Genomic DNA, 9215 nt, shown 5'->3' with positions numbered 1-9215 from the left:
TCCACTTCGAAGGGCGACTGGATAGTGTATTAGATATTTAAGCCTAACTAGCTGACACAGAATTCTGAACGCCCTCTGAAATCGGAGACTATTTCCTGTTTTATAATGAACGACGAAAACATCAAGGACTGGACGGGCTAACTCCTGATGAAGTTTACCACTCCACCCAGAGGTTTGCCGCCTAACCATGGATTGTTTATTTAAGAAATCACGATCTGCGTCTAATCAATGGGGTCCACTTCTTACCTTGGGGTCAAGCCAGCCGTTGGTTTCGGCTATGTCTTTTATCTGCTGGGCTTTACATCGCCCAATGATACGCTGTTTGGCTAGTTGTCGGCTCGACTGGCCAAACCGCATACGAACCAGAATATCTCGGTAATGATGCATTTCAATTCTCCGATTTGTCATGCGTATTCTCCTGATGCAAAAAAGCATCAACGATACGCGATTGTTGAACGAAGTTTGAAAGCTAATTTGACACTGAGGTGGATCCTTTATGCCGGTGACAAGGTGGATCCTTTATGGTGCAGAGCGAGTGGAGCCTTTATGGTGATGACGAAATGGATCCCTTGGCGTGATGATTAACAGCTGTATGAGTCAAAGCTAACTTTGGACTGTTCGCTTATTGTGGGAAGTGGCAGCAGCCTTTTATTCAACTGCTGCCATGGAACATTTTTATTTTGCTAATTATCAATGATCAATGGTCAATACAAAGTTATCAGAGTAACTGTTGCCAAAGGTAGCTATAAATTAGTGCATAGGCTTCAGCACGTTGCACATTGTCGGTCGAGTCGGCATGTCCTCCCTTTAAATTTTCGTAATAGTAGACGTTGTTGCCTAGCCCCTGCAGTTTTGCAACCATTCGTCGTGCATGCCCCGGGTGAACGCGATCATCATTGGTTGATGCTGTAATGAGTATTTTAGGATAGGCTATCTGCGGATCTACATTGTGAAATGGCGAATAGGTTTTAAGGTAGTCCCACATTTCAGGTTGCTCAGGATTGCCGTATTCCGCGGTCCAACTAATGCCAGCTAAAAGCTTTGAATAGCGTTTCATATCCAACAAGGGAGATTGACTAACTACCGCTTTGTAGAGGTCAGGTCTACGAAGCAAGGTTGCTGCAACGAGTAATCCTCCATTGCTTTGACCTTCAATGCCTAAGTGGGCAGGAGATGTTATTTTTCGTGAAATTAAGTCTTCAGCTATCGCTTCAAAGTCTTCGAATGCTTTATGCCTGTTAGTCGTCAATGCTGCTTTATGCCAGCTAGGACCGAACTCTCCGCCGCCGCGAATATTGGCTGCCACAAATACGCCGCCTTTTTCTAGCCAGTTACTACCCATAATTGATGAATAGTAGGGGGTCACTGACAGCTCGAAACCGCCGTAACCATACATTAATGTGGGGTTCTGGCCGTTCAGTTTAAGTCCTTTTTTCATCGATACAAAGTAGGGAACTTTAGTACCATCTTTAGATGTTGCCCAGTACTGCTTTGTCTCAAGACCTTGACTATTAAACAGGTCTTTTTCCGACTTAATAAGGCCTAGAGCCTCTGTTTGAGCACTAAACTTATATAAGCTGTTAGGGCTCAAATAACTACTATAGTTAATGTAGAAGTCATCGCTATTAGCATTGGTGCTAGCTATTGTTACAGTACCTGTGGAGTCCGTATCTATAGGTTCTGATACCCATTTAGCCCCCATTTTTTTGAAACGTATTATTTGTGATTTTACATTATCAAGAACAGAGACCAGAATTGTTGACTTGGTTGTATTTACCGCAGTAATAGAAAGTGTATCGGTAGGTTCAATCAGCAAATGATAACTAGCGTTTCCTGAAGTAATGGAGTCGATTGGTACGTAGATAATGCTTCCCTGGCGAAATTGCTGCCCATTGACAGCCCAATCACTTTTCAAACGAATAAATAGTTGGTTATTCGTATACGTTGTGACTGTTGCATCCTTCGGTATAGGTAAGAGGCTTTTTTTAGCTCCCTCTAGCAAGTAGTAATTAGTTGAATAATACGAAATGGCTTCTTGAACTATATCTATATTTTGTTGCTTGTCATTGAAGCGGGCGATACTAGTACCCAGTGACGACTTTTCCGTTTCAAATAATGTTTTGGCACTATTCAATTTTGTTCCTCTCTGCCACAACTTGACTATTCGTGGATAGCCTGCGTAGGTCATACTGTCGTTGCCAAAGTCAGTTGTGACGAACACTGAATCCATATCTCTCCATGATATATGACTCTTTGCTGCACTTATTTGAAAGCCGTTTTCTACAAATTGCTTTGTCGGTATATCAAATTCTCTGATTTCAATAGCATCACTGCCGCCCGGAGATAACGATATTAGGCATCGTTCATATTTTGGATATAGGCAATTCGCTCCTCTAAATACCCAAGTAACGCCGTCACTCTTTGATAATTTATCAACGTCGAAAACAGTTTCCCATTGAGGCTGGGCTTTCTTATATTCACTTAAAGTCGTACGGCGGTATATACCATGTTTATGAGTGTTGTCTTGCCAGAAGTTGTAAAGGTAACCCGCCCGCTCATTAATATATGGAAGGCGGTCATCAGAGTTAATCAACTCCAAATTTTTCGTAAAACTATGTTTATAGATTGTTGTATTTTTTAGATCACTAAATGTTGATTTATTTTGTTGGTTTACCCAGTCTAACGCTTCTTTTCCGTGTGTATCTTCAAGCCATAAGTAACTGTCGTCATTCTTTTGTTCAGACTGTTGGACGGTTGGCGATACGTTCGCGTTGGCCGAAGCAACAAAGAACATCAAAGGTAAAATTAGCTTACGTTTCATCATATTCCTCATGACAGAGTTTTAGTTATTAGATCGGAGTAAACAAAGACCGAAACTAATTTGAGTTTTCAATTTATAGCGAGAGGTTGCTGGTGCTGCTCGCTGTGCTATTAGGTGAATTGCTCACCTTAAAAAATAACTTCGCAAGCCGATGTTTAGCACACTTCAGCTTACGCTTATATGCATAATAACCCATGTTGAATTTGGCCTGTTTAAATAGAGGTAAAACTCAAGCTATGTCACTACTCATCGCTAACAAAGAATTTTATCCGAGATATCTTTATTTTAAGTTTATACCGCCTATGTGCAAAGCTACATCAACCAGAAAACGTTTTCAAGCGTGACCGCATATAGCTCTTTACTATACGGCATGCCGATAACAAGCCTGTATCCTTAATGTTTCATACCACCAGTTTAATAACCTGTCTCATGCGTGAGACATAAACTTTCTGCTTAATAAAAACACACAATTTAATAGCCATTTCTACTAATCATCTGTTAGCATAACTGTTGGCGTTATTTGTTTGTTGTTATATTTTTCTAAATCAACTATCACTTCAGTTTTACTATTCAAAAAACTTTAGTTGAATGTGCGGCTAGTCATAAAAAACTAATATTGACTGAGTTTTAAGGAAAAGTGCAGCTTGGCGTTGTTCCCACTATTATAACATCAATTGCTGGGGTCATTCATACACAATAAAGAGGATCATGTGCAATCATGTTTAATACTTTTACGAAGTATCCAATGATATCTAGAGCAGTCGTATTTTTTGTTCTTCCCTTCATCTTATTATGTTACTTCAGCTTCGATCATTTTTTTACCGATGCTTTGCCCCTCAGTAAGGGGAAGAGGACTATTGAGGGGCTTAACGATGAAGTCTCAATCAGGCGAGATGAAAATGGAGTGATCTACATAGCGGCATCAAATGATTTGGATGTGTATTTTTCTACTGGCTATGTGCATGCACAAGATCGACTGTGGCAACTTGAGTTGCAAAGAAGAATTAGTCAAGGGCGATTAAGTGAAGTCTTCGGCAAGGGAACACTTACTCAAGATATATGGCTTAGGACTCTCGGAGTTTACCGTGCAGCGGAAGAAGCGCTACCTCTTCTGAGCAAAGAGTCGTCCGACGCTCTCGATGCCTACGCTGCGGGAATCAATGCCTGGATTAAGCAAGCAAAACAATTGCCAGTTGAGTTTTCAATACTGGGGATTGAACCTAAACCTTGGACCAAGGTGGATTCCTTAGCCTGGAGTAAAATGTTTGCTTTGAATCTTGCGGGGAATTACAGAAATGAGATTCAAAAATTTATTGGGGCACAACAGCTATCCGCAACTCAATTGCAGACTTTTTATCCCGAGGTGACTCCACAAAAAAATTCAGTAGATAAAAAAACAGTGGATAAGCTAGAAGACATCGTAAAGTTACAACAGTCGATGGAGTCGGAATTAAAAATTGGTGGTCAGTATGTTGGTAGTAATGCCTGGGTTGTATCAGGAGATCTAACTGAATCAGGAGCACCGATATTAGCCAATGACCCCCACTTAGCTCTTCAAATCCCGTCTCTTTGGTACGCTATCTCTCAAAAAGGTAAGTCATTAGCTGTTGATGGTATGAGCATTGTCGGATTGCCAGTTGTTATATTCGGTAAGAATGAATATATCTCCTGGGGAGGAACTAATATGATGGCTGATGTACAAGATTTATTCATAGAACAACTCAACGAAAATGATCCTAGTAAATATTTGCACAACGGTGAATGGCACCAATTCGAAACTCGCACTGAATTTATTAATGTCAAAGCCGACTTTCCCGCAGAATTGAGAGCTCCTTATAAAACCGTAAAAGTACAGGTGAGAGAGACTGTGAATGGACCCGTCATCAGTGATGTGATGCAAGATTTAAGTCTGCCAATCTCTATGCGGTGGATAGCATTGCAGCCCGGGGATACGACTTTTGAAGCCTTTTATAAGTTAAATTACGCTAAAAACTGGCAGGAGTTCAACGATTCATTGCAGTATCATGTCGCACCTGCACTTAATTTCTTATACGCAGATAAACAAAATAACATCGGTATGACGGGGGCTGGTAAGATTCCTGTTAGACAAATAGGTGATGGTAGTATGCCACTATCAGGAGCTGCTTTATCTTCATCTTGGAACAAGTATATTTCTTCCAACGAACTTCCAAAGTACTACAACCCGCCCGAAGGTTACTTGATTAATGCAAATAACAATGTAGCTGACCAAGATTACCCTTATCTTATCTCCAGGGACTTCGCTCCTGACTATAGAGCGAGAAGGATTGAGCAAATTTTGAAATCGAAGATTGATAATAATATCCCAATTACTGTTACATCTACGATTGCAGCACAAAAAGATGAAAAAGATCTGTCCGCACTAAACTTATTAAGCTACTTACAGAACGTTAAACCTAACAATACACAGCAAAGTGCTGCTATTTCTACGTTGAAAAAATGGAAAGGCATTGCCTCTAAAGATAGTGTTGGGGCAACCATTTTTTATGGGTGGGTAAGACATATCAGGCAAAGCATTTTTAGTGATGAGCTTAGCGAATTCTGGAACTCACAAAAGAATGAAAACTATTTAGCGCTGTCAAACAAACTAAGTAACGAACAACTACTTGGCCTGATATCAGGTGGTACGCATTGGTGTGACAACATCACAACTAGTACTCAGGAGAATTGTCGCAGCATAATATTAAACGCATTAGATGATGCCTTTTCTGAGCTAGTCAAATTAAAAGGAGAAGATCAGGAAGACTGGGCGTGGGGACAAGTCCAGCACACACTATATGCTCATACACCTTTTAGCAATGTAAAAGTGCTAGACAATTTATTTGAGCGGAAAGTTGAAGCTAGCGGTGCGCAGCATACCGTCAATGTTTCAACTAGCTATTTTGACGTTAATGAAGGATATATTAGCTCTTTTGGTGGTGGCTTCCGCCAAATAATTGAAATGGGAAAAACTAATACAAAACATTTGATAATGAATTCAACTGGTCAATCTGGGCAAATTGCTAGCCCTCACTATGACGACATGATTGATAAGTTTGCTTCAGGCGAGATGGCGGAGTTTGCCACGCCAGCTGCAACAGAAGAGTTAACTCTGAGCTTAGTAAGTAAAAAAGGAAATGATTTATGAGCACCTTAAGCACTTTTTCTAAGAAGGCTCCAAATAGGGTATTTATTGCTATATGTCTTGGTGCTTTAGCCGGTATTTTTTATTCAGCGTTGATACCTTTGGTTCTATCAAGTATTAGTCCTGACTATTCAGGCCTTGAGTCAACAAACTCAGTGCAGTCAGTGTGGTTCTTTGATGTTACAGATTACAAACTAGCCGGACTTTATCTGGCTTCATGTTTATTTATATTAGTCATGCGTAGTGCATCAGAAATAATTCTTATTCGGGTGTCGAGTGAAGTGTCAAAGGATATTCGGAAGAAGTTTTATGACCGTATCGCGAATGCTCCTTTAGTCGATTTAGAGAGAATCGGCTCTGCTAAATTGATAGGTTCTATTAACATCGATGTGCCAAGAATAGTTGCGGGAGGCACTGTATTGCCTGCGCTTTTAATCAGTTCAATTACGCTTTTAGGTATGCTCAGCTTTTTAATGTACCTTAATATGGACGTCTTTCAGCTTGTGATTATGGCTATATTTATTGGTGCTATATGTTATCAAATTCCAATGGCCATAGGCGGAAGAATATTTCACCGCTCTCGTGAGGCCCATGATGAATTGCAGCACTCCATTAGAGGACTTATTTACGGTGCCAAAGAATTAAAGCTAGATGCAAAAAAAAGAGCATTATTTTTCGAAAAATCTTTATTAGACCGTGAGGAGGCGATTCTCAAGCATGACAAAAAGGCAAATACTGTCGTCAGGACAACGATGAGTTTTGGAGATCTAATTTGTTTTTTTGTAATTGGGGCCGTGAGTTTTATATTCATAAATTATCATTCTATAAGTAAAGAAGAGTTAGTTGGAGTAATCATGGCGCTACTCTATGTGACGGGACCTATTGCTGTCATGTTAGCAACAGTTCCAACGATAATAATAGCGTCAATATCATACAAAAAACTAAATGAACTATTAGATGAAATTCCCAATGAAGGATGCAATGAACATGCGGTAAATATACCTAAATGGAATAAACTGCGGTTTTCCCATATAGAATATCAGTACCCTTCAAATAATGATGAAGCGGGTTTCCAGGTAGGCCCCCTTAACTTTGAGATTCGCAAAGGAGAAGTGACTTTTATTATTGGAGGTAACGGCTCTGGCAAGTCAACAATGAGTAAGTTGCTTACAATGCATTATTCACCAACCGAAGGAGATCTATATTTTGGAAATACAAAAGTAACTTCTGAAAACATTGCTAGTTGCCGAAATCTGATTGGGGCTATTTATTCCGACTACCACCTTTTTGATGAGCTTTTTATGGAATTGTCTGACGAAGTTACCAATACCGCAGAAAGGTATTTGGAAATGCTCCAGTTATCGCACAAGGTAAAAATTAAAGATGGTAAGTTCACAACTATTGATTTATCAGATGGACAGAAAAAGAGATTAGCACTGTTGGTTGCCTTATTAGAAGAGAAGGAATTGTACCTGTTCGATGAATGGGCGGCAGATCAAGACCCTGAGTTTAAGGATGTGTTTTATCGCAAAATCTTGTCGGATATGAAAAAAGCAGGCAAAGCCGTTGTTGTTATTAGTCATGACAGCGCTTATTTTGAAACTGCAGACAACATTCTGGTCATGGAAAGCGGTAAGCTAAAGCAGTCCAGAAGTATTGAAGGGACTGCTCAAGTGGCTAAACAAGAGATTGAGCTAGAAGGCGCGAAAAAAAGAACACTCGAACGTCAAAATAATAAAGAATGTGAGCTCTCAGGCGACGAGCAGTTTGTCTAGGTTGAGGTGAAGATATGAATAGCACTTTTCCACTAACGTTGACCCAAAGAGATATCTTCTTTGATCAAATGTATTACATAGATAGTCCCCTTTATAACATTGGTGGGTATATTAAATGCAGCGGTATTGACATTGATCGGATGCAAGCTGCCCACAAACAACTGGCTTTATCACATGATGTATTTGGGATCAGGATTGTTCAACGGCAAGAAACTGTCTGCCAATATATTTCAGAAGATAGGAGTTTCGAACTACCAGTATATGACTTTTCGAAAGAAGGTAACCCTGAGCAACATGCGATTGATTGGTTAAATCAACGATTCCAACAGAAGATTGATTTTATAGATCGGCAGCTATGCTTTGGCTATTTATTAAAACTAACCAAAGAAGATTATTGGTATGTTGGATTAAGTCATCATTTAGCTATGGATGGTTGGGGGTTTTCCAACTGGTCGTATAAATTGGCTGAGTATTACAATAAACCAGATCAAAAACTTGTAGTTGAGCAGGAAGGCTTGAGCTATCAAGAGATGTCTGAAAGCGACCAAAAGTATTTAAAATCTAAGCGTTATGAGTCTGATAAGACATTCTGGCGTGAGCATTTTGAATCTTCAGGTGAAAAACTGCTCACAGCTTATTACAAGAGTCAGTTCAGTAACGTGAAATATGTGCCTAGTACTCGTTACCGTCATTATATAAACAGAGATGTGTTCGCTGCATGTTGTGTTGCTGCTAATGAAGTCGGAGTTGGTGTTCCACAATTTATCTTAGGCGTTTTGGCTTACTACTTCTCAGCAGTTTGTGATACTAACCAAGTTGCATTTGGTATTCCTGCTCATAACCGCAAAAACCACAAACAAAAAAATAAGGTAGGTGTATTTACTAGCGTGAGTACACTAAATGTTGATGTGCCTGGAAGTATTACGTTTCAACAACTAGTGCAAGGCATCGCTAAATTACAAAAAGCAAGTTTCCGGCACCAGAGGTTTCCCGTTGGGGACTTAATGTCCACTTTAAACAGCAATAGCCATGAACGTTCACTTTATGATGTTAGTTTCAATTATCTTAAACTCGATTATGGTGAATTAACATTTGGCTCAAGTGATGCAAGTGTAATCTATCACGCGTCAGGTTTTGATACAACGCCACTAACTGTCACGATTTGGGATGGTGATGATGAAGATATTGAAATGCAGCTTGATTATAATCACGCCTACTTTTCCAATGAAGAAGTGCAGGGATTAGCTGACAGGTTTTATCAGCTACTACACTTTTTTAGTCAGCAGACAAACTTAGCGCGTCCTCTATCAGAGCTACCTGTTCTTGCCGAAAGTGAAAAGACCAAGCTGATAGCTGCTATCAGTCACACACAAAACAATTACCCACACGATGTGTGTGTGCACGAGTTGTTTGAGCAACAGGCAGCAGTGCGACCGGATGCGGTGGCGCTGGTGTT

5 protein-coding genes are annotated in these 9215 nt (G+C 40.0%); 3 read left to right on the top strand and 2 right to left on the bottom strand.

Annotation, left to right across the window (positions count from 1 at the left end):
- Positions 1-225: 225 nt before the first annotated feature.
- Together OPS28_RS02600 and OPS28_RS02595 are read right to left on the bottom strand one after the other, a co-directional pair.
- On the bottom strand, positions 226-408 hold the full coding sequence (locus OPS28_RS02600; protein ID WP_265607877.1) for a hypothetical protein: 183 nt from the start codon (positions 406-408) through the stop codon (positions 226-228).
- A 310-nt stretch (positions 409-718) separates the two neighbouring features.
- Entirely contained in the window at positions 719-2824 is a 2106-nt protein-coding gene (locus tag OPS28_RS02595; protein WP_265607876.1) for a prolyl oligopeptidase family serine peptidase, read from the bottom strand.
- 715 nt (positions 2825-3539) lie between these two features.
- Between OPS28_RS02595 and OPS28_RS02590 the strand changes: the two genes are divergently transcribed.
- From OPS28_RS02590 to OPS28_RS02580, 3 genes are all read left to right on the top strand, one after another.
- The gene (locus tag OPS28_RS02590) at positions 3540-5987 is read left to right on the top strand and encodes a penicillin acylase family protein (RefSeq protein ID WP_265607875.1); all 2448 of its coding nucleotides are present in this window, start codon (positions 3540-3542) and stop codon (positions 5985-5987) included.
- Positions 5984-7759: a cyclic peptide export ABC transporter gene (locus OPS28_RS02585; protein WP_265607874.1), complete on the top strand. Its 1776-nt coding sequence runs from the start codon at positions 5984-5986 to the stop codon at positions 7757-7759. Before OPS28_RS02590 ends, OPS28_RS02585 begins: the two co-directional genes overlap by 4 nt.
- A gap of 14 nt (positions 7760-7773) precedes the next feature.
- Positions 7774-9215 (top strand): condensation domain-containing protein (locus tag OPS28_RS02580; RefSeq protein WP_265607873.1); only part of this gene is annotated, 1442 nt, incomplete at its 3' end.

It is taken from the genome of Alteromonas sp. ASW11-130 (assembly GCF_026183735.1).
Taxonomy (GTDB): Bacteria; Pseudomonadota; Gammaproteobacteria; order Enterobacterales; family Alteromonadaceae; genus Alteromonas.
Note: the sequence above shows the minus strand (reverse complement) of the source record. Positions and strands in the feature narration are given on the sequence as shown.